We start from the raw sequence: 22,109 nt of genomic DNA, 5'->3' as shown, positions 1-22,109 counted from the left end.
AGTTACAGCGCCTTTTAAAAGTTTTTGAACTTCAATAATTACACTTTTTTGTTCTTCCACCGAAATGTCGGAACTATTGTAGTAACCTAACTCTCTTAACTCATCAGTTACTAGTCGTTCTGTTATTCTTTCGTTCACCTAAAATCCTATAAATTCAAGTATGTAATATTGTTTCGCTCAATGGACAGCTAACATTTTAGTATTTATGCGACACGCAGTTTGTGTTGCATAATCGCTTGTTGGACTGAGCAGCTACCCGCTCGACGTGTCAGAGTTGGTGTTATTTATGCTATGGGAATTTGCTTTTTAGAGACATTAGCCAAATCATTTGGTTTGAACAGCTAATCTATTATTAATGAAGCTTTCACTGCATTGCTCAGCGCTTGTTATGTATTCATTACACCTAAATTTGCCTTAATAAGCAATTATATTTTTTACGTATACAGAGGCCGCTAGCCTGAGTAATTAAGCAGGTTAACGAATTGATTTTAAGCAGTTATCTAGCTGCTAACTCGTTCGCTTTACTTTGGTCGTTGTTGCATCTAACTTGAATACGCCAATTAGCCGCAAGATACCTACCTTATAATGCTGACAAGGCCAATGCGGTATCAATGTCACGTTTTCTTCTGTCTTTGGCCTCTTTGCTCTGCATGTGCATGATGCCTGCGCCCTTATCAGCGCTAACTTTCGCTTGTGATACGCATTGGCTAAAAAACTGTAATGCCGAATACGCATAAATCCTTTAGACAATGTATCTATACTCATGTTTTACAGCAAGGCGCAAACGGTGTTGTTAGCCCTTTAAGCAAAATTTTCTAGCTTGTTTTGGGGCAGGAATGAGTTGACTAAACAGCCGCGATGTAGAATGAAGCTAACATTGACGACCGTCTCCAGTTCGCTCGAAGACAAGTCTAAACCCGCGCTTTTTAACTGTGAAGTCGGATATGAGCTACTACCCTGTTTAACATGCACGAGCCTTGTTAGCATTACTCTACCCTATGCTTAATCACCATTCGAAGAGGTGTGCCATTTTAGAAATCGTTTTCAAGCCAATTCCATGACCATTACGCTTAGCGTAAAGGTGCTGTAATGACTTGTCTCTAATCTCACCAACAATCACCTCTTTTACTTGATAGCCCATTGCCGTCGCAGCTGAAACATAGGCAACAAACTCCCACTTTTTAATATTCGTGTTATCGACAACGACGAGTGGGATCCCTTCCGCTAAGGCATTAATAAAGCGCGCTAGGTTTAAGTTGTGGTATTCAGATAGGCGTTGCTTTTCAAAATGGTACTCACCGTTTTCGTTGGTAAAAAAGTCATCGGTTGAGCAAATAAAATACTGTGTTTCATCACCAGCGACCAAATCATCGGCTAGCGTTTGCGCGTAATGCGATTTACCAGAGCCTGGTAGCCCCCTCAAAATAAAAACTTGTTTCATCGAATTTTGAACGTCACTGTTAGTATTATTTAAGTAATTTTTATCATCGAATATTCATAATGCCACAACGCCGCCATTTTTTCATGGTTTTAGTGTTCTAATTAGGGGGAGTTTTTTGCATTTCAGTGTTTTTTTATTTGTTCATCGCAGGTAAGATACGGCTTACATGACGATAAGACACTCTGTCTTTTAATTTACAAATAAAAAATAAATCATTTGGAGTAAAGATGAGCCACACAGCGATAACGGAGCTACTAGCAGGCACCGTTGCGGTTGATAGCCAAGTTACAGTAAAAGGCTGGATCCGTACACGACGTGATTCAAAAGCAGGTATTTCATTTCTAGCCGTTCATGACGGTTCTTGTTTTGACCCTATTCAAGCCGTAGTCCCTAATTCGCTGAATAATTATGACGAAGTGACTCGTCTTACTGCTGGGTGTTCAGTAGCGGTGACTGGTGTGCTTGTACAATCTCAAGGTCAAGGCCAATCTTTTGAGATCCAAGCTAACAGTGTTGAAGTATTAGGCTGGGTTGAAAATCCAGACTCTTACCCTATGGCTGCTAAACGCCATAGCATTGAATACTTACGTGAACATGCCCATCTTCGCCCGCGCACAAACGTTATGGGCGCAGTGACTCGCGTACGTAACTGTCTTGCGCAAGCTATTCACCGCTTTTATCATGAGCGTGGTTATCAGTGGATCAGCACACCTATTATTACGGCTAGTGACTGTGAAGGTGCAGGCGAGATGTTCCGTGTATCTACACTTGATATGAACAACCTACCACGCACAGACAAAGGCGATGTAGACTATTCAGAAGACTTCTTCGGTAAAGAAGCATTCTTAACAGTATCTGGTCAGCTTAACGGTGAAACGTACGCCAGCGCCCTTTCTAAAATCTATACATTTGGCCCAACATTCCGTGCTGAGAACTCAAACACTTCTCGTCACTTGGCCGAGTTTTGGATGGTAGAACCAGAAGTTGCATTTGCGGATCTTAATGATATCGCAGCTCTGGCGGAAGACATGTTGAAATACGTGTTTAAAGCTGTTCTTGACGAACGCCGTGACGATATGGAGTTTTTTGCTCAACGTATCGAAAAAGATGCGATTACACGTTTAGAATCTTTTATTGATAAAGACTTCGCTCAGGTTGATTACACCGATGCTATCGAGATCCTTAAAGCATGTGATAAGAAGTTTGAATATCCTGTTGAGTGGGGTGTAGATTTACAGTCAGAGCACGAACGTTATCTTGCTGAAGTACACTTTAACGCACCTGTAGTTATTAAAAACTACCCTCGCGATATTAAAGCATTCTATATGCGTCAAAACGAGGACGGTAAAACCGTTGCTGCGATGGATGTAGTTGCACCAGGCATTGGTGAAATCATCGGTGGTTCACAACGTGAAGAGCGCTTAGATGTGCTTGATGCTCGCCTTGAAGAAATGGGCCTAAACAAAGAAGACTATAGCTGGTACAGAGACTTACGTAAATATGGTACTGTACCACACTCAGGTTTCGGGCTTGGTTTCGAGCGTTTAGTTGCATACGTAACAGGTATGGGTAATGTCCGTGACGTTATCGCATTCCCACGTACAAAAGGCAGTGCGACGTACTAAAACGTCACAAACTCTGCCTTGTTAAAAACGCTCCCTCAAGGGAGCGTTTTGCATTGCGCGTTTTGAAATCTCTCATGACGGCGTAAGCGTATTACTATAATTGTACTAACACAAGGCTTACTTGAGCTCATAGAATCCTGCCAATTCAAACGCCTAAGTATTCATACATTAATCACCGCGTTCAATGTAATGTGACGTAATCGACTAACGCACAAAACCGTACTTAAATTAAACACTGAAAACACTTTATTAACAAACCTTTTGTAAAGGGAGTTTTTTATGTTTAATACCGTCACCAATCAGCAAGCAAAAGCCACAGCAGATCATCTACAAGCCGCGCTGCAACCTAACAAGCAAGGATTTGTCCCAGATTACAATATACCTCTACTCGCAACAGGGGGAGGAAATAGCGAGCCGGAAACCCTCTCCGCCCTCGGACCATTGGCGGATTTGATAGGCACTTGGGCAAGCGCTCGCTTTGCGGGATTTAACGTCATGCCGCTGCCACAAGAAACCGCCCCAGAAGGGGTTATATTATTTAACTTCCCCTATTACGAGGTGATAACCTTTAGCGCCACGCAAGGAAAAGTCGTTAACCGAGGAGGAGATTATCAACAAAATAGTTATACGATCTTTTATGAACAACGTGTATTTTTTGCCGACGGTGACAAAAAAGACCAACTGGTGCATGCTGAAAATGGCACTTGGCTCAATTTAGCCACCACCAATCAAGGTTCAGGTAAGTACAACCGCCCTCCTTATATCCCCGCGCCTTCAGGTGGAGCAAACGTGCCGATACAAAACCCAGAGCATGCCATCGTTAAGCAGGTTTCAATTCCACACGGTAACTCAATTTTAGCACTTGGAAATCATCACTTTGTCGATGGCAGTCCAGAAATTCCCATTGCTAACACGCTGCCACAGCCAGAAACTAAGGCTACTACTGCTATTGCAGGTTTGTATGGTGAAAACTCACCGAGTAATCCAAATATCAATCCGAACATCGTGTTAGAACAACAATTGGCAGTTAATCAAGCATATAACCCTATCACTAAAACGGATATTTTGACCGTTAACAGTGACAATGATGGATTAGTTTCAAGTATCCCATTTTGTAAAAACCATGTAGACGTTCCAAACTTTTCTACCACTTATTGGATTGAAAGGTTATCCAATGGCGCGTTGCAACTGCAATACACACAGAATATTTCGCTACAGTTTAACAACACCAAAAACAGCAAACTACGGTTTCCCCACATTACTGCAAACACCCTGTTTAAGGTGGGATAGCGATACTAGGATTTCGCTTAGGTTCAAAATATAAGTTGATATCTACAGTGTAGTTAGTCAGGTCTCAACCTTGTTGTTATTTGCCATGGCGAATTTAGCGGTGTCTATCGCCCGGCACCAAATATCAATCTAAAGCCATGACTTTGGTCATAAAGGATTTGAAAATGAGTAATGACGTTAAAGATCTTCAGGTTCAGCTCACCGAGCTAAGTTCAAAAGTTAAAGAATTAGAAAAGCAATATTCAGAGCAACAAGCAGAGGGAGTACGTAAATGCGACGCTTGTACCGTTACTTGCAGCCCTTGCTATTTATGTACACCATGCACACCTTGTACTCCATGTTCGCCTTGTACAAACTGCCTCCCTTGTGTTGTCAACTTCTGTAACTGCTGCCTTCACTGTCAGCCTACCGCTACGCCAGAATCTGCATCATTGCAATGTATACAATGCCAACCTTCAGGCGGCGCTAGTGTTCAATGTGCACAAAGCCTACAATGTGTTCCGTGCATCGTTTCGTTCTGTGCAACCTGTCAGCCAGCGCAATGCGTTACCTGCCAACCAACACAGTGTGTTTTATGTCAGCCGCAGTGCGTTACTTGTCAGCCAACACAATGTGTTTTATGTCAGCCGCAGTGTGTTCCTTGCCAATCAACACAGTGTGTGTTGTGTCAGCCCTCCGTTAATCACTTTCAAGGTGCTCAATTATGTGCCGGAAGTAACCCAACATACCAATGTTACACCTGTACCCCCAGTCCAATCTATTGCTGTATGTTAAGTGCAGTTCAAGGATAAAGACATAGTGAAGCCTCTTTATCGGGGCTTCCATAACTTACAGAGGATGCATATGAATAAAGATAAAATAAGGCTATCACCTGCCGCAAGTATCTTACCTAACGATGAGGGAGTATTGTTACGCTCTGATCTTGGAGACTTTCAACTCCATGGCAAAGACATAAGTGCTTTTGTTGACGACATTATTCCTTTACTAAATGGTGACTTTGACCTTGATGAGATCGCATCACAGATAACGCAATACTCTAGCGCAAGCATTGAACAACTGCTGCAGTTATTGGAGCAAAAAGGCCTCATTGAACGCGTTGTTATCGACTCAACCTCAGCTCCTTGGCCTGAACAATATCGCTTTGTTAACGCCTGGCAAAATGAAGCAAAGCGTGACCCACGAACACTACAGAATAACCGTATTCTATGTATAGGGTTAACGCCTTGGGCGATGCCGATGCTAGAAGAGCTGTTAAATGCAGGCGTAGGGTATATTCATATTCTCGATGACGCCAATTGTACTAACCAAAGTGGCTATTATCATCATGCAGTTAATCACCTACCAAGTAATACTACAACGGTTGATGCCTTCACAGATCACCTAAAGCAACGCTTTATTCACTCAGAAGTAAGTGCACAAACGGCCGAACTGAACTCCCCATTAGATGACGTTATTCTTCAAAACTGGGATCTGGTTGTTATTTCTCTGCCTTCGGACTCGCTCAGTGCGCATACCAACATCGCCACGCATTTAGCTAAGCTTGCACTACCTACTTTTTACGTCTCCATTGATGGACTAACAGGACAGGTAGGTCCATATGTTACCAATCAAAGCGGTGGGTGCTGGAACTGCTTACGACTGCGAAAGCTTGGTACCGCAATAAATCCGCAAACTGCACACAAAATTGATGAGATCACGAATAAAGCACATTCCGGCGCTCGAGCCCATTCAATTTTAAGCAGTATGTCAGCATCCATCGCAATGCAGGCTGCAACTGATATACAAACCATTTTGTTACAGTACACGTCATCTGTGCTGCAAAATACTATCAGAACAACCAATTTGGTTAGTGGCGAAAGCTCGCTTCACCCTATTATTCCAGTGCCTGAATGCCCAGTATGCACTGGCCCTAGCGAACAAGATATCTCTGCTAGCAATAACACCTTACCGGCCATTTCTGAATTACAGACAGTTGAACAATTTAAAAAGATGATGCGAGGTTGGATAGACCCAGAGTTTGGCGTGATAAAACAATTAACGGGCCATGCACCCCACTTGCCTGAATTCCCTATCACCGCATCTGCTAGTCTAAGTAGTTTTACAAGTGGTCAATTCGATCCGAGAACACAAGGCCAAGTTGGTTCAGGTAAAGGGTTAGACTCGCTTTCTGCTCATATTAGTGCGGTAGGTGAAGCGCTTGAACGTTATTCGGCTGCGAGATACGATATTCGTAAATGTCGTTATGCCACGATAAATCAACTTCAAGGAGACTACGTAAACCCAGCAGATCTGGTCCTCTATTCTCCCGAGCAGTATGCAACACCTGGGTTTCCCTTTAGCAAGTGGCGAAACAAACAAAAAATTCATTGGGTTGAAGGCAATTGGATTGGCACACGTCGCGCTACTTGGGTCCCCGCTTTAGTGAGCTACTTTAATTTTACTTGCCCTTATGAAGAACAATTCAGTCAAGTTTCTTCCAATGGCTTAGCGGCAGGTAAAGATAACGAAGATGCGGCGATCAGAGCCTGCTTCGAACTCATTGAAAGAGATGCAATGATGCTTACCTGGTACGCCCAACTCCCTTGTACTAGATTAAATGCCGACTCCTTGCTAACTGGCAAGTTGAAGCTCATGGTAGAGTCAATAACACAGCAAGGCATCACGCTGGAGTTGTACCTTCTCGACGTCGGCATCCATATTCCAACAGTGGTTTGTCTTGGTCTAGGCGATGGCGTCAGCACGCCTGCGGTATCGGTTTCACTAGCCACCCATGACAACATCAATGTTGCTGTCACCAAAGCGTTATTAGAGCAAGGTCATGTTATGCCCTACCTTTGCAGCCTAATGCAGGGTGGACATAAAGCCCCTCAAACCGTAGAGCAGGTCAGAACGTTAGAAGATCATGCCGCATTTTATTTCTCTAATGCGCACTTATCCGCCTTTGATTTTATGAGACAGCCTGCATCTGAATCTAAACCGCTATCATGTTGGTCTTATCCTACACTTGAGGGAGCCGCAGATCTAAGACAGCGCATTACCAAAGCGGGGGTTGATATTGCCATTGTTGATGTCACTGCCTCCGACGTTGCATTAAGTCCATTTAGAGTGGCTCGAGCCGTTGGCGTTAATATGCAGCCTATTCATTTTGGTGAACAATTCAAGCGCATTGACAACCCAAGATTGCATAAACTCTTGGCTGGCCGTGCGGTTAACTTGTATCCACACCCCATTGCATAAGGACTCAGCTATGAAAGTTTTAGTATGCGGAACAAATTACGGTGCTACTTATATTCGGGCATTACAATTTCAAAATACGGGATTGATGCTCAGTGGCATATTGTCAACAGGCAGCCTTCGCTCAACTCATTACGCTCAGTCCTTTGCGGTGCCACATTACACCGATGTAGAACAGATAACAGACCAACAAGTGGATATTGCTTGTGTGGCTATCGCTGGCGATGCCGGTATTGAGATTGCCACCGCCCTATTAAAGAAGCATATTCATGTAATTTGTGAGCACCCAATTGGGCAGGCCTCGATGACAGAGGTACTAACTGTAGCCAAAGCTAATGGCGTTAGATTCTGGGTAAACGCCCATTTCGGCGATCTGTACCCTATTCGTTTTTTCTATGACAGCTACTTCAGTGCCGCATCACAAGGCCAATGTATGCATCTAGATCTTGCCGTAAACCTCAGAACACTGTATTCGGGACTGGATTTAATTTGCCGTTTATTTGCAGACGACGTTGATGTGACAATAGCCACTCAACCGCAAGCTACGCCGGGTGCGTTTGCCAGTATTTTGCTACAGCGCGGGTCTATGTCCATTTCGCTGCTTTGTCAGAATTTTGCGTCTGAGTTTGATGATGGCTCAGCAACATTTATCAATCACAGAGTCTCAGCCATATTTAACCATGGTACATTACTGCTAAGCGATACTTATGGCCCGTTAACTTGGTTGCCATCACCTATCACTATGTCTAGTAAAGAATGGCGGAGCCACTACCTGCTTGAGCAACATGCGTTTACAGTGAACGAAATAATGACCTTGCGCGACAAAGCCAACTTAGCCGTACTCGAACAACTTAAGGCTGTGATCTATGGCAATGGTGAGTGTCCCCACTTTCAAAAACCTAACTACCTCATGGCATTAGCCAAGCTTTGGGAAAACGTGTATCTAGTATTAAATGGAAGTAATGCCAATTAGCTCAACGCAGTCATTTAATTTGAGACGATAAAGTCAGGTCGAGAATACTGCTCGGGGAAGGTAGCGAGGTCTATGGCGGCAAGAGCGAGTTTTTGTTATGTAATTGCTCAAAGTGAGGGAGTGTTAAAACTAAATGGAGTAATAGAGTGGATCAAACAGATCCACTCAAAGCATAGACTTAAAGTACGTCTAGTAGCTCAACGTCAAAGATTAACGTTGAGAAAGGTGCGATTGCAGCACCTGCACCACGCTCGCCGTATGCAAGCTCGTGTGGTACGTATAGACGCCATTTAGAACCAGCAGGCATCATTTGTAGTGCTTCTGTCCAGCCTTTGATCACGCCATTTACTGGGAACTCAGCTGGTTGACCACGCTCGTAAGAGCTGTCAAATGTAGTACCATTGATAAGCGTACCGTGGTAATGAACGCGTACTTTTGACTCAGCTTCAGGTTTTGCGCCTTCACCAGTTTCAACTACTTCGTACTGAAGACCAGACTCAGTGACCGTTACTTCTGCACGCTTTGCATTTTCTTCTAGGAATGCAAGGCCTTCAGCTGCCAATACTTTCGCTTCTTCTTCACGACGCTGTTGAATTTCAGCATTAATTTTCTCAAATGCTGCTTGAATTTCAGGGATCTCAACGCGGAAGCTGTCACCAGCGTAAGCGTCTTTCATACCTTCGAATACAGAGTTAAGGTTTAGGCCTTCAAAAGGGTTTGCTTTAAGCTGCTCGCCCATTTGTAAACCAATACCATAGCTCGCTTTATCTGCGTCTGTGTTGAATTGAGACATAGTCTTTCCATATTTTTATTTAACAAGAAGCCTAGATTGTATCACAGCCAAATAGCTCAAGATACCGGAGCTGTTTGAATATCAAGCAGTCGAGCACGTTATCAGACACAAAAAAACCGCTAGTCAGCGGCTTTTTCGTCAGCATATTGTTTGAGTTTTTTCATCACAAAGGTTGCAAATGGCAGCAGTAGTATCAGCCCAATATTCAGCTCGTCACTATACTCGCCTAGACTGCCAACAAAGTAATGACCAAACCCGATCACACCAAACAACGCAATAACGAGGCTCGCCACTTCGGGCCATAACTTTTCGTATTTAGTTATTAAATGTCCTACCAAACAATTGAATAAAAACACATGTAATAGTGTCATTATAATATCTGGGTCTCGTTGCGAATCAATCGATAGCGTCAGTGCCATGTTGAGACCACTAAGATAAAAATAACTAAATACAATCCAAAGAGAACTATGTTTTATTATTGCAATATTACTAGCCGCTGACATGCACGCCTCCAAACGAAAAAAACCGCCAATTAGGCGGTTTTGGGAATGAGGTGGCGGAGAGATAGGGATTTGAACCCTAGATACGCTATTAACGTATGCCGGTTTTCAAGACCGGTGCTTTCAACCACTCAGCCATCTCTCCGTTGTTGGCGCGCATTCTATGGATTAATTACCTGGTTGTAAAGCACTATTTCACTTTTTGCATTCAAAAGCACAAATTACAACCAAACCATCAATAATATTGCTTTGGTCTTTTGGCAATATAAGCAAAAACGCAACTGGCTATAACCATGCCAACGACAATTATCCCCGAATCAATCATACCTATGACTGCATTTTTAGCAGGGAGCACTTTTTCAACGATAACCGGAATTGAAGAGAACAACACAACCGTACTGAGCACCTTAAATGCTCTAGAAAAATCGAATCGCTTAGTGTAACTCATCCATGTTGTTAACAGTCCCAATACTAAGATTGGCGCTAGTAGACTCATCCAAACCTGACTGGTGTAGCTTGAAAGCGCCACCGTCGCAGAGCATCCAATCAAGCTCCAAATGATCCAGGCAGTCCAATTTTCCCGTTCTTTTAAAAATAAATTACCCATGACACATCTTCTTTCAATTAGCTTGTTATTTTTATTATTGTTATAGAAAACAGGATTTACTGTCTTAGAGTAGCAAACATACTGGCTATAAAACAACCACATCGACTGAGACAGTTCAATTTATGAAAAGTTCAATAAAAAATACCAAAGTATCTGTTACCCCAACATTAATCAGTGAATAAAAAAAGCGCAGCTATTGCTGCGCTCTCTCGGCTTTATTTTTCTGTGGTGAATTTAACTATCTGCTTTATCAAGTTCATCCACCAATAACTTCGTTTCATCTGCCCTTGGTTTAGTAAATCTTGCCAAACCAAGATAAACCACAGGTGTGAGATATAAGGTAAAGAATACGGCTAATCCTAGACCTCCAAATACCACCCAACCAATCGCATTTCTCGACTCAGCCCCAGCACCGACCGACAATATCAAGGGCAATGCACCAAGTAAAGTCGATACGAGCGTCATCATAATTGGACGTAAGCGTATTACCGCGGCCTCTTCTACCGCCTGTCTCACTGTGCGTCCTTTATCGCGTAATTGGTCAGCGAATTCAACAAGCAAAATCGCATTTTTAGCAATGAGTCCGATTAACATCACCAAGCCAATTTGCGAATAGATGTTAAGTGACGTGCCAGTTAAATACAGTGCGAGAATCGCTGAAGTGATCCCAAACGGCACGGTTATCATTACTACAACCGCACTATTGACGCTCTCAAACTGTGCTGCAAGTACCAATAGTACGATTAAAAACGCCAACACATAGGTCAATAACACCTCGTTAGCGGTCTCTTCAAACGTTAACGCTTCTCCTTTGAAAGCCAAGGTCACGCTATCCGGTAAACTCTGCTCTGCCAGCGTTCGCAATTGTTCGACCACTTCTGCCATTGGCATCGCTTCTGGCTGTTTCATATCAAGCTCGATACTACGGCGCTGAGCATGACGCTCCAGCTCCGCCGCAACGCCCTCTTCTACAATAACAGCAAGGCTGCTAAGTGGGACTAATGCACCAGAGCGGCTTCCCACATAGAGATTCGCTAGATCACTTGGATCTCGAATAGTATGGTTTTGCGCTTGAAGCATTATAGGTATGGACTGATCTCCGACATTAAGATCAGCCACATCGTCACCATTAATGGCAGCTCTGAGCGTAGTAGAAATATCGCTTAGACTAACCCCTAGCTCTTCTGCTCGTCGACGGTCGATATTTACACGTAACTGAGGTTGTGACGGTTGATAAGAAATCTGCACAGGTGCCACATCCGGCATTTTTTCTTCCACCAAGGCTGCAAATGCCTGCGCTGCTTTAAATATTTCTAGATAATCGTTACCAAGTAGCGCAAGTTCGATTCCTCCACCCTGACCTCTGAGATTTAAACTATTTGCCCCAAAGGCTCGGGCAGGCGCACCAGGAATATTGCCAAGTGGTCCTCGGATCTTATCGATGATTTCTTGCTGTGAGAAATGCCGCTCATCCCAATGCTTTAATGGCACAGTGATAAATACAATATTTGGGTCCCACTGACCAACAACGGTGTAAATAGATTCTATCTCGCCACTCTCAACAAATGGTAATAAGATATCCTCCATTTGCTTGGCTTGTCTATCCATGAAGTTAAGACCAACACCATCCGGCCCTCGAGCGAAGATGCGAATTTTACCTCTATCTTCCGAGGGTAATAGTTCATTATCTAACTGTGAATAAAGTGCACCTGACAAACCTGCAATAACTACAAATGCACCGAACGTTAGCCAAGCATGGTCTAGTACCCAATGAATTGTACCGCGATACCATTGAGCTAACTTAAGCCCAACAGCTGAAAAGATGTGCTTTTTACCATCTTGTTTTAACTTCAATTTTGAGGTTAATGCAGGTACTAAAGACAGGGCAACAAACGACGAAATGATCACAGCACCCGCTAACACTCCACCAAACTCTCGGAATAATCGCCCAGCAGTTGACGGTAAAAAAGCAATAGGCACAAACACCGCAGCCAACACCGCGGTTGTGGCGACCACAGCAAAAAATACTTCTCTTGTTCCAAGTACCGCCGCAGCACGACGGCCAATGCCTTCACCCCGACGACGTTGGATATTCTCACTGACCACGATAGCATCATCAACAATGAGTCCTGTTGCCAATACCAGTGCCAGCAAAGTAAGAATATTCACCGAAAACCCAAGCGCCCAAATAAGGGCCAAAGAGCCAACCAGCGCTACCGGAATTGCAAAAGCCGGAATCAGCGTAGCGCGCCAAGACCCGATAAATACCCAAAGCGTGAAAACCACCAATAATATGGTTATCACCAACGAGCTCAGCACTTCATCCACTGATGAACGAATAAACTGCGCATCATCAGAGGTAACAAAGAGCTCCAAGTCAGGAAAGCGAACTTTTATTTTGTCTACGAGTTGTAGCACTTCATCCGAAATTTCAATGGTATTGGACTGTGCTTGACGAATAATTTCAAGACCGATCACAGGCTCGCCATCTAATCGCACCATAGAACGCGGATCAGCTGGCCCAAAATAGACAGAAGCAATATCACCAATGCGGGTATCACCTCGAATAATAATATCACTGACCTGCTCTGCGGTAATGGAGGTTGCATCGGCACGAACAATCAGCTGTTGGTCATCGGATTTTAAACTACCAGCGGGCACATCGAATGGTGCTTGTTTGAGGGCTGCTGCAACGTCTGGCACCGTCAGGTTAAAGCTTGTCAACTTTAACGGATCAAGCCTAACCCTGAGCACCCGCTCTCTGTCACCATTAAGACGCACATCAGCAACGCCTGGAATGGTTAAAAATTGTGGTGCTAAGTCTTTCTCAACCCGTTCGGTTAAGCCTTCAAGTGTTAATGAAGCGCTGCTTACGGTTAACGATACTACCGCTTCAGCGTCATTGTCTGCCTTTATTATCGAAACACGCTCAACTTCTTCTGGCAGCTCTCGTTGAACCCGAGAAACCGACTCGCGCGTTTCGTTTGCCGCATCGTCAAGGTTAATTCCGGGACGAAACTCAACAACAATGCGGGCATTATTCTCTTCACTTTGCGCACGAATGCTTTTAACCCCACTCACCCGTGCTACCGCACCTTCAAGCTTGCTGGTCACTTCAGTGTCGACAGTTTCTGGTGACCCTCCTGGAAAAGAAGCTGAAACGGTCAAACGTGGTCTATCTACGTCTGGTAGTTCACGGACTTCAACACCCGCTAGTGCTGCAATACCAGCGATAATGATTAATAAATTTAAAACGACGATTAATACCGGACGGCGAATAGCCATCGACGGTAAATCTTGTAATTGTGGTAAATCAGGTTTAGTCACAGTTTATTCCTTCGCCAGTGCATTCATCACCGCAATCTCTTGCCCTGGACGAAGACGCTGCACCCCTTCTACAACTAACAACTCTCTTGGGGTCAAATCCCCAGACACCAATAACTTGCCGGGCAGACGCTGCTGGATTTTCACATCAACACGTTTTGCTTTGCCGTCCTCTTCTTTCCATACATATGGTCCCGTAGCCCCCCAAAGAAGCGCAGCCTCAGGGATAACGGCATATTCGTCCCCTAATAAGCTTAACGATACCCTAAAGCTCATGCCCGGCAAAAACCGTTCGTTGTGATTTTCAAAAATGGCTTTTACTCGAAGCGTTCTCGCTGTGGGATCTATTCTTGAGTCCATTTGCGCAATTTTTGCGTTGATGCGTGTAGCGTTATCATTCCATGGCGTTAGCAGTACACTATCGGTGGCTTTTAACATGCCATAAGCAGATTCAGGTGCAGCAAACTGTACGTATAATTTGTCAAAATTATCGATACTGGCGATTGCAGTTTGCGTTGTAATACGATCACCAACTTCAACGTCGGTCAATCCCATCACACCACTAAAAGGCGCAATAACACGACGGTCTTCAAGCTCGTTCTTTGCTTGCACAACAGCAACCTTGGCTAAGTCGCGCTCTGTTACCGCTTTATCTAGCTCGTTTACTGGTACCGCACCGCGCTTTTGGCTGTCGGTTAACCTATCCACTGTGCGCTGCGCATCAGCTAATCGAATTTGTGCTTCTTCAAGCGCTGCTTTTTGACGACGAGAGTCTAACTCGAGCAACAGGGTTCCCGCTTTAACATGATCGCCGGGTTTAAAATGCACAGCAGTGACCTTATCTCCAATGGCGGGATAAAGCATGACAGATTGAATAGCTTCTGCGTTGCCTACAGCTTGAATTTGCTCACTGCTCTTTTCAAATTGAATAGGCTCTGCAATCACTTGCGAAGGTTTTGCCTGAGCGGCACTGGTTATCAACATGGCGACCGAAAATGCCACCAAGCGTGTTACTTTACACATATAAACCTTATAAATTACCTTTATACTTAGCTATCTTGAGTGTATCAGTTATTCACTCTAACCAAGATAGACTATTCGATAATACACTGTATAAGTGCGATAAGCTGCAGTATGCCCTCTAACACGGCAAAGACAAGATAAGCCTATGTAAAGTAAGGTAAAGTAATGTAAAGAAGGAGGCGGTAGAGCAGCGCGAAAAAGACTCGCGCCTTGTTGTTTTATTGCGCCGCTGCACGCATGAGTCTATCGTTTACATCTCGCCACTTTGCAGTGCTTGGAGGCGCTTCCAATAAAATTTCTGTGGCACTAGATTGGTCCAATTGATGCAAACCGTAATAGAGCCCTTGCGCGTACTTTGCTTTTTCAGCTCCTAGTTTAAGGTCCACCAGCTCTTTTTCAGCGACCAGGGTTGCAACTTTCGAAGAATAATATAAAACCCCAGTATTATGCTCGCAGTTTGATAATCGAGATATGAGCGCCTCCGTTGACAGTACAGTTAGGCGCTTGCTTGGTTGGTAATGGGCTTTCACATTGCCAGGAACGGCAACTGTGTGCACGTCGGGTTCCTCAACTTCCATTTTTAATACGCTCTCAAGTTCTGCTTTGGTGATCGGTCCTGCGCGCAAAATTCTCGGTGTAGCAGAAGATATATCAACAATCGTAGACTCAAGTCCCACTTCACATGGACCGCCATCTAAAACGGCGGCTATTTTACCCGATAAGCCAAATAAAACCTGCTCAGCGGTGGTCGGGCTGATTTTTTTGTAAGGGTTGGCTGAAGGCGCAGCCAGTCCAGAGTTAAGTTGCTTAAGTAATGCTAACATCGCTGGGTGATCAGGAACTCGAATACCGACCGTTGCATGACCACCGGTTACTATATCACTCACATGAGGTTGCTTTTTAGCGACAATCGTCAGTGGACCCGGCCAAAATGCCGTTGCCAACGTTTCAAAGTAGTTTGGTAATGCTTCGGCCCATTGAGGCACAAGGGACTTATCTGCAACATGAACAATAAGAGGATGATCTGCTGGGCGTCCTTTAGCTGCAAAGATCTTTTTTACCGCATCAGGTTGGTTAGCATCGGCCGCTAAACCGTAAACTGTTTCAGTTGGAACTGCAACGAGTTGACCATCACGTGCAAGTTCAGCCGCTTGCACCACTGCGGTTGGATCCGTTGCCAATAAATGTAAGGTGTTTAAGCTCGTTTCGCCCACGTTGTTTTCTCACTGCAAAAAATGGACGCGAATTATAACCAATTTAAAATGCAAAGAGCCAGTACTACTGGCTCTAGCATAATCCTTAACGTTAATGTTTGTTATTGTGTGCTTGCGACCATCACGGTTTTTACATTAACAAACTCTTTAATCCCAAAACCACCATGTTCTCTGCCATAACCGCTATCCTTAACTCCTCCAAATGGTAAATTTGGCTGTGCGAGCGAATAGCCATTTATATTGACCATGCCAGTGTCGAACTCTTTGATGGCCAGCTCAGTTGCACGCTGCGTGTCTTCAGAAAAGATACCTCCTCCTAAACCATAGCGTGAATCATTAGCGACCATCATTGCCTCAGCTTCATCTTTTACACGAATAAGCGATGCCACTGGACCAAATAGCTCATCATCGTAAGCTGGCATGCCAGGTTTGACATCTTCCAAAATGGTGACTGGATAATAAAAACCTTGTTGTTTTGGGATTTCTCCTCCGAGTGTACAGCTTGCACCAGCATTAACAGACGCTTCAACTTGTTGATGTAATTCATCACGTAAGTCTTTACGCGCCATTGGGCCTAGGTCGGTGTCTGCTGCTGTTGGATCGCCAACTTTAAGTTGCTTAAACCCGTCTAGGAAAGTATCTTTAAACTGGTCATAGATTTCATCAACAATAATAAAACGTTTCGCAGCCACACAGGTTTCACCGTTATTAACGATACGACCTTGAATACACGCCGACACTGCTTTGCTAATGTCGGCATCCGCTAGTACTACAAATGCGTCGTTACTACCAAGCTCTAAAACCGTTTTCTTAGAAAGTTCGGCTGCTTGTTTTGCCACTTGTTTACCTACTTTGTCACTACCGGTAAACGTCACGCCGCGAATATGTGGATTTTTTATCAGCTCACTAGCCGTTTTGCCATCAACTAATAGTGATTGATAACAGCCTTTTGGAAAACCTGCTTCGAGATATAACTCTTCAATTAATTTAGCCATTCCAAACACATTAGATGCATGTTTCATTACCGTAGTATTACCAGCCATAACGTTTGATACACTGTATCTGATTACCTGATAAAGTGGGAAATTCCAAGGCTGTATTCCTAAGATAACGCCTATTGGTTGGTAAGTGATAATGGCATGCCCCTGTTCAAACACACGGTGCTCATCTTGTAATTCCTTTTCGCCATTCTCAGCAGTATATCGACAAATTTCAGCACATAACGAGACTTCCTGCTCGCCTTGCTCTGCCACTTTGCCCATTTCTTCAGTCATCAGTGAGACTAATTTGGATTTATTTTCCTCAATTAAATTAGCAAGTCTATGTAGCTTTTTAGCTCGTTGTGTGAATGTGGTTTTCTTCCAAAATGAATAACAGTCATTGGCTAAATCTACAGCCTTTTGCGCCTTATCTAAGCTCATCAGACTATATTCGTTAACGGGTTGCTCTGTCGCAGGGTTTATTGTGGTTACGGTGTTTGACATCATAAAGCTCCTTCAAAAAGTTTACGGTGCAAATCAATTTTGAGATTTACAGCGATAATCTTTGTACAAGCAAGGAAGACACCAATGTATATACTATAGTTAACAGCATGATTATTATATGTTTTTGTGGCGTTTACTAGAATTTGAAGGTATGAATTAGAAAAGACTACACACTCACTATGAAAAGATTGCAAAGCCTTTAGCGCGTAAATAGCAAAAAGGGACTATCAAGCCCCTTTTCATCGCAGTTGAAGATAGAGATTAAGACTTTTGACGCTGCGCTTCTTTTTGCGCTAGCTTGTCTTCTTTACGCTTGCGAATGGCCTCTTGTGCTTCATGGCCAATATGTCCTTCACCGCGAAGCTTAGCCAGTTCTATTTGCTTTTGACGCTCTGCAAAGCGTGCAATTTGCTCTTCTGTTAGGTCTTTATGGCAGTGGTGACAAGACACGCCTTCCATATACTCGTCGCGAAGTTTCTCTTCTTCGGTGATAGGCATGCGACAAGCATGACACTGATCATAAGACCCTTTATTCAAATCGTGATCTACCGCTACGCGGTTATCAAATACAAAACACTCACCTTCCCACAAAGTTTCTTCTTTTGGCACGTCTTCTAAGTACTTAAGAATACCGCCTTCTAAGTGGTAAACCTCTTCAAACCCTTGCTCTTTCATATATGCTGTCGATTTCTCACAACGGATCCCGCCAGTACAGAACATGGCCACCTTTTTGTGTTTTTCTGGGTTGAGGTTATTTTGCGCCCACTCGGGGAATTCACGGAATGTTTTCGTCTTAGGATCGATGGCATTTTTAAACGTGCCGATCTCAATTTCATAGTCGTTACGCGTATCAACTAACACAACATCAGGGTCTGAAATCAATGCGTTCCAATCTTGTGGTTTTACATATGTACCAACCACTTCTTTTGGATCGATACCCTGTACACCCATGGTTACGATTTCTTTCTTAAGCTTTACTTTAGTGCGATAGAACGGGCAAGTTTCGTCGAACGACTCTTTGTAAACAATATTATCAAGGCCTGGCTGCTTGTCTAACCATGTAAGTAGCGCATCGATACCTTCACGTTTACCGGCAACTGTACCGTTAATGCCTTCTTCGGCAAGTAAAAGCGTACCACGAACTTCGTTCGCTTCCATGACATCGTGAAGTGGCTGCCTGATCTCTTGATAGTTAGGTAAAGAGACAAACTTGTACATAGCACAAACAACGTATTGTTCTGACATTGTATTTTCCTAGATTTAAGCTTTGATTAGCTTACACATTAAGCATGACGATGTGTAAAGCATGAAAACCGAGTCGCAAACCCGGCGCTGAGGCGCGTATTTTACGGATTTTTGATTAAAATGCAAAAAACACAAATTCTATATCCGATAGCGTCTATGCTTTGGTATAATCTCGTGTTTTTAAAATTCAAGACTTGGAGAAATTGACTTGAGATTCACTGAACTTGGGATAGATACGCGCCTAGAACAACAACTGGCTCACCAAGGGATCACGGAACCAACCGAGATCCAAGCGCATGCCATCCCAACGGCTTTAGCTGGCCACGATGTTTTTGCGCAGTCTAAAACGGGCTCGGGTAAAACCCTAGCTTTCTTGCTGCCCGCAGTACAGCGTGTAATGAAACAAAAAGCGTTAAGCAAACGCGACCCTCGCGTTGTTATCGTAGCCCCAACTCGTGAACTCGCGACCCAAGTATTCTCTGAGTGCCGTTCGTTATGCGCAGGTACTAATATTCAAGTGTGTAAAATCTTGGGGGGAGAAAATTATAACGACCAAGTTAAAGCGCTGCGTCGTGACCCCCATTTTGTAATTGGTACGCCTGGGCGGATTGCCGACCATGTTGAAAATCGCTCACTGTTCTTAGGCGGTCTAGAACTGCTAATTTTTGATGAAGCCGATCGCATGTTCGACCTTGGCTTCGAAAAGCAGTTAGACATCATTAATGATTCTGCAGATCATCGTCAAAGACAAACACTGTTGTTTTCAGCTACGCTTGATCATACCCAAGTAGAAGCGTCTTCACGCCAGCTACTCAAATCACCAAAGCGTATCATGCTAAGTAACGCCCACCAGCAGCACGAAGACATAAAACAAGCGCTATATTTTGCTGATCATTTGGATCACAAAGAAGCACTGTTAAAACACTTCATCAGCCAAGATGCAGTGGGGCAATGCATTATATTTACTGCAACTCGCGGTGATACCGACAGACTGAGCAAATTGTTAAACGAGATGTCGATTAAAGCGGTATCGCTGTCGGGCGACATGCCGCAAAATAAACGCTTAGACATCATGGAAAGCTTTAGCCGTGGTATCTATAAAGTGTTGGTCACTACAGATGTGGCCTCCCGTGGTTTGGATTTATTGTCAGTAACGCACGTTATTAACTTTGATTTACCTAAGCAGGCTGAAGAATACGTTCACCGCATCGGCCGTACAGGTCGAGCTGGTTTTAAAGGACATGCCATTTCCTTGGTTGGTCCAAAAGACTGGGATAGCTATGTCGCGATTAAGAATTATCTAGACGAACCACTACGTTTTGAACAAGTGGAAGGTCTTGTGGGTAAGTTCAAAGGGCTTAAGCAAAAACCACAACAAAGTAAGAACCGTGCTGAAAATGTAGTGCCTAAAAAAACGACCAAGCCAAAGAAAAAGCCGGTGAAAAAATCACAGCCACGAAAAGTGATCCAACCACCAATTGATATTGATGGCTCAATGCCACTGCGTCGCAAACCAAAACCACAAACTGACGAGGAATAACCATGTTAGGTCAAATCAAGATGTTAACCATTGAAGAGCTTACCGCTGAGGGCGCGTACTTGAACGGTGGTGAACTTGGCGATGTGTTTCTTCCGCGAGCAGAAGTGCCAAAGCATATGGAAGAAGGCGACTCCGTAGAAGTTTTTATTTACCAAGATAATCTAGGACACGCAACCGCAACAACCAAAAAGCCACTGGCTCAGGTTGGAGAATTTGCGCTACTTCGCGTTAAAGAAATCAATAAGATCGGTGCCTTTATGGATTTGGGCATAGATAAAGACGTACTTGCGCCATACAATGAGCAAAAACCAAAAATGCGTGATGGTTACAGCTATCTAGTAAAGTTGTATCTAGACAATGCCAGTAAACGCATTTGCGCATCCAGCGCACTGGGTAAGTTTTTAGGTAAGTCCAAAGCAGAGTACGAAAAATTTGAAGAGGTTGACTTAATTGTCGCCGCAAAAACTGACCTTGGCTATAAAGTTATTGTCAATGAAAAACACTTTGGTTTGGTGTTCTTTAACGACGTATTTAAGCGTATGTACATCGGTCAACGCATGAAAGGCTTTGTCAAAGCCGTTCATGACGAAGATAAGATTGACGTAGTGTTAGAAAAACCAGGCATAGGCAAAGTAAAAGACCTAGCAGAGGTAATATACAGCAAATTAGAAGAAAGCGGCGGCTATTTACCTTTAGGTGATAAGTCTGATCCTGATGCCATTAAGCGTACCTTCTCAACATCCAAGGCAAACTTTAAAAAAGCCATTGGTGGCTTATTTAAAGATGGTCGAATTGATATCGAGGCCACCTCCATTTCAATTCGAAAACCTTAATCGCTAACTAACCTGAACTCGGGATATATAAGCAAGTCTCTAGCTGAGGCTTGCTTATTACATCACACTGACTTCAAGCATATCACGCCATTTATCCACTGCCCTTAACCCTAATTCAAACCCCAGTTTATAGTCTGACTTTAAGGTTTCTGGGCTTGAGCCTAATATCATCGACTCGAGCGGCCGAGTAGGCGCAATTTGGACCACATTAACATCCTCTGGTGGGGCGTTCATAAAATTAACCGCATCAGCATAACTACTTTGATAATGATGATACATTTCAAACATTCTAGGAGACTGGTTAACCCGCCGCATAATGGGCTTTAACCGCTCCAACACCGGCATTTTACCATCATCATGCGCTTCGATTGTTCTTATCACCCAAATAGTCTTTGCGCCTTGCTGATGTGCCCACCGAACAGGGAGTGGATCTGCCACGCCGCCGTCCATCAAACCATGGCCTTGCACATTCACACCAGGACGGTACAGAAAAGGAATTGCACTAGAGGCTTTGAGATGTGTGAACATATTTTCATGCCAAGTATGAAGATAATGTGGTTGCAACGACTCAAGATGACTCGCAACCGCATAAAAGTTGCTTTGTGGCGTTAAGTGGTGCGGCTCTGTAGGAAAGCGTACTTTACCGCTGTGCTCTACTTGGTGAAAATACCAATCTAAGTCGATGACATTACCACCGGTAAAAAAGCGAGCGGGACGGAAAAATTGCTGCTCAGTCGTCAATGACTCAATCGCAGTTTGTGCATATTGACTGGCGCGGGCACAATATGCAGCGAGGTTTTGAGCTCCTGCTGATACACCTACTTTTAAATCAAATGGCGTAAATTTTTTTTCCAGAAAGGCATCGAGCACTCCCGCGGTAAAAATGCCTTTTTGACCGCCACCTTCGGCAATGATTGCAGAGTGTATGTTGTTTGTCATGCCATGCTCTTCTGTTGATGTAAACCTGTATACATCCTCTTTTA

17 protein-coding genes, 1 tRNA gene and 1 pseudogene are annotated in these 22,109 nt (G+C 43.8%); 7 read left to right on the top strand and 12 right to left on the bottom strand.

The window, feature by feature from the left end; translation table 11 throughout:
• Positions 1-507 precede the first annotated feature (507 nt).
• Both CEX98_RS23630 and CEX98_RS21505 read right to left on the bottom strand, forming a co-directional pair.
• Positions 508-750 (bottom strand): annotated as a pseudogene (locus CEX98_RS23630) (IS91 family transposase); the annotation flags it as partial.
• Between the two features lie 256 nt (positions 751-1,006).
• Complete coding sequence (locus tag CEX98_RS21505) at positions 1,007-1,441, bottom strand: AAA family ATPase (protein WP_099644038.1); 435 nt, start codon at positions 1,439-1,441, stop codon at positions 1,007-1,009.
• A gap of 227 nt (positions 1,442-1,668) precedes the next feature.
• On the opposite strand from CEX98_RS21505, the gene asnS reads away from it, so the two are divergent.
• From asnS to CEX98_RS21480, 5 genes are all read left to right on the top strand, one after another.
• The gene (gene asnS, locus CEX98_RS21500) at positions 1,669-3,066 is read left to right on the top strand and encodes an asparagine--tRNA ligase (RefSeq protein ID WP_099644037.1); all 1,398 of its coding nucleotides are present in this window, start codon (positions 1,669-1,671) and stop codon (positions 3,064-3,066) included.
• Between the two features lie 279 nt (positions 3,067-3,345).
• On the top strand, positions 3,346-4,356 hold the full coding sequence (locus CEX98_RS21495; protein ID WP_099644036.1) for a heme-binding protein: 1,011 nt from the start codon (positions 3,346-3,348) through the stop codon (positions 4,354-4,356).
• A gap of 468 nt (positions 4,357-4,824) precedes the next feature.
• A complete protein-coding gene (locus CEX98_RS21490; protein ID WP_099644035.1) occupies positions 4,825-5,130 on the top strand; it encodes a hypothetical protein in 306 nt (101 codons plus the stop codon).
• Between the two features lie 69 nt (positions 5,131-5,199).
• Positions 5,200-7,593 (top strand): TOMM precursor leader peptide-binding protein, encoded by a 2,394-nt coding sequence (locus tag CEX98_RS21485; protein ID WP_099644034.1) that lies wholly within the window; start codon positions 5,200-5,202, stop codon positions 7,591-7,593.
• A 10-nt stretch (positions 7,594-7,603) separates the two neighbouring features.
• A complete protein-coding gene (locus CEX98_RS21480; protein ID WP_099644033.1) occupies positions 7,604-8,563 on the top strand; it encodes a Gfo/Idh/MocA family oxidoreductase in 960 nt (319 codons plus the stop codon).
• A 178-nt stretch (positions 8,564-8,741) separates the two neighbouring features.
• Here CEX98_RS21480 and CEX98_RS21475 read toward each other — a convergent pair whose 3' ends face one another.
• From CEX98_RS21475 to CEX98_RS21435, 9 genes are all read right to left on the bottom strand, one after another.
• Positions 8,742-9,356, bottom strand: a complete 615-nt coding sequence (locus CEX98_RS21475; RefSeq protein ID WP_099644032.1) for an FKBP-type peptidyl-prolyl cis-trans isomerase — start codon at positions 9,354-9,356, stop codon at positions 8,742-8,744.
• Between the two features lie 119 nt (positions 9,357-9,475).
• Positions 9,476-9,859, bottom strand: a complete 384-nt coding sequence (locus tag CEX98_RS21470) for a hypothetical protein (protein ID WP_099644031.1) — start codon at positions 9,857-9,859, stop codon at positions 9,476-9,478.
• Between the two features lie 51 nt (positions 9,860-9,910).
• Positions 9,911-10,001, bottom strand: a tRNA-Ser gene (locus tag CEX98_RS21465).
• A gap of 90 nt (positions 10,002-10,091) precedes the next feature.
• Complete coding sequence (locus tag CEX98_RS21460) at positions 10,092-10,463, bottom strand: hypothetical protein (protein ID WP_099644030.1); 372 nt, start codon at positions 10,461-10,463, stop codon at positions 10,092-10,094.
• 234 nt (positions 10,464-10,697) lie between these two features.
• Entirely contained in the window at positions 10,698-13,748 is a 3,051-nt protein-coding gene (locus CEX98_RS21455; RefSeq protein ID WP_172439827.1) for an efflux RND transporter permease subunit, read from the bottom strand.
• A gap of 45 nt (positions 13,749-13,793) precedes the next feature.
• The gene (locus CEX98_RS21450) at positions 13,794-14,810 is read right to left on the bottom strand and encodes an efflux RND transporter periplasmic adaptor subunit (RefSeq protein WP_099644028.1); all 1,017 of its coding nucleotides are present in this window, start codon (positions 14,808-14,810) and stop codon (positions 13,794-13,796) included.
• A gap of 218 nt (positions 14,811-15,028) precedes the next feature.
• Positions 15,029-16,024 carry an L-threonylcarbamoyladenylate synthase gene (locus CEX98_RS21445; protein ID WP_099644027.1) on the bottom strand — a complete coding sequence of 332 codons (996 nt, stop codon included), beginning with the start codon at positions 16,022-16,024 and terminating at the stop codon, positions 15,029-15,031.
• A 101-nt stretch (positions 16,025-16,125) separates the two neighbouring features.
• Positions 16,126-17,508, bottom strand: a complete 1,383-nt coding sequence (locus CEX98_RS21440; protein WP_099644026.1) for an NAD-dependent succinate-semialdehyde dehydrogenase — start codon at positions 17,506-17,508, stop codon at positions 16,126-16,128.
• 261 nt (positions 17,509-17,769) lie between these two features.
• Positions 17,770-18,753: a rhodanese-related sulfurtransferase gene (locus CEX98_RS21435; RefSeq protein ID WP_099644025.1), complete on the bottom strand. Its 984-nt coding sequence runs from the start codon at positions 18,751-18,753 to the stop codon at positions 17,770-17,772.
• A 208-nt stretch (positions 18,754-18,961) separates the two neighbouring features.
• On the opposite strand from CEX98_RS21435, the gene CEX98_RS21430 reads away from it, so the two are divergent.
• Together CEX98_RS21430 and CEX98_RS21425 are read left to right on the top strand one after the other, a co-directional pair.
• On the top strand, positions 18,962-20,293 hold the full coding sequence (locus CEX98_RS21430; RefSeq protein WP_099644024.1) for a DEAD/DEAH box helicase: 1,332 nt from the start codon (positions 18,962-18,964) through the stop codon (positions 20,291-20,293).
• A 2-nt stretch (positions 20,294-20,295) separates the two neighbouring features.
• A complete protein-coding gene (locus tag CEX98_RS21425) occupies positions 20,296-21,126 on the top strand; it encodes a CvfB family protein (RefSeq protein WP_099644023.1) in 831 nt (276 codons plus the stop codon).
• 57 nt (positions 21,127-21,183) lie between these two features.
• Here CEX98_RS21425 and CEX98_RS21420 read toward each other — a convergent pair whose 3' ends face one another.
• Positions 21,184-22,065, bottom strand: a complete 882-nt coding sequence (locus CEX98_RS21420) for a patatin-like phospholipase family protein (RefSeq protein WP_099644022.1) — start codon at positions 22,063-22,065, stop codon at positions 21,184-21,186.
• Between the last annotated feature and the right edge of the window lie 44 nt (positions 22,066-22,109).

It is taken from the genome of Pseudoalteromonas piscicida, from assembly GCF_002744175.1.
Taxonomy (GTDB): Bacteria; Pseudomonadota; Gammaproteobacteria; order Enterobacterales; family Alteromonadaceae; genus Pseudoalteromonas; species Pseudoalteromonas piscicida_B.
Note: the sequence above shows the minus strand (reverse complement) of the source record. Positions and strands in the feature narration are given on the sequence as shown.

Excerpts from the sequence above, each read along its gene's own strand:
- CEX98_RS21505 (WP_099644038.1), bottom strand. The coding sequence starts at position 1,441 with ATGAAACAAGTTTTTATTTTGAGGGGGCTACCAGGCTCTGGTAAATCG.
- asnS (WP_099644037.1), top strand. The coding sequence starts at position 1,669 with ATGAGCCACACAGCGATAACGGAGCTACTAGCAGGCACCGTTGCGGTT.
- CEX98_RS21495 (WP_099644036.1), top strand. The coding sequence starts at position 3,346 with ATGTTTAATACCGTCACCAATCAGCAAGCAAAAGCCACAGCAGATCAT.
- CEX98_RS21485 (WP_099644034.1), top strand. The coding sequence starts at position 5,200 with ATGAATAAAGATAAAATAAGGCTATCACCTGCCGCAAGTATCTTACCT.
- CEX98_RS21480 (WP_099644033.1), top strand. The coding sequence starts at position 7,604 with ATGAAAGTTTTAGTATGCGGAACAAATTACGGTGCTACTTATATTCGG.
- CEX98_RS21475 (WP_099644032.1), bottom strand. The coding sequence starts at position 9,356 with ATGTCTCAATTCAACACAGACGCAGATAAAGCGAGCTATGGTATTGGT.
- CEX98_RS21470 (WP_099644031.1), bottom strand. The coding sequence starts at position 9,859 with ATGTCAGCGGCTAGTAATATTGCAATAATAAAACATAGTTCTCTTTGG.
- CEX98_RS21460 (WP_099644030.1), bottom strand. The coding sequence starts at position 10,463 with ATGGGTAATTTATTTTTAAAAGAACGGGAAAATTGGACTGCCTGGATC.
- CEX98_RS21455 (WP_172439827.1), bottom strand. The coding sequence starts at position 13,748 with ATGGCTATTCGCCGTCCGGTATTAATCGTCGTTTTAAATTTATTAATC.
- CEX98_RS21450 (WP_099644028.1), bottom strand. The coding sequence starts at position 14,810 with ATGTGTAAAGTAACACGCTTGGTGGCATTTTCGGTCGCCATGTTGATA.
- CEX98_RS21440 (WP_099644026.1), bottom strand. The coding sequence starts at position 17,508 with ATGTCAAACACCGTAACCACAATAAACCCTGCGACAGAGCAACCCGTT.
- CEX98_RS21435 (WP_099644025.1), bottom strand. The coding sequence starts at position 18,753 with ATGTCAGAACAATACGTTGTTTGTGCTATGTACAAGTTTGTCTCTTTA.
- CEX98_RS21425 (WP_099644023.1), top strand. The coding sequence starts at position 20,296 with ATGTTAGGTCAAATCAAGATGTTAACCATTGAAGAGCTTACCGCTGAG.
- CEX98_RS21420 (WP_099644022.1), bottom strand. The coding sequence starts at position 22,065 with ATGACAAACAACATACACTCTGCAATCATTGCCGAAGGTGGCGGTCAA.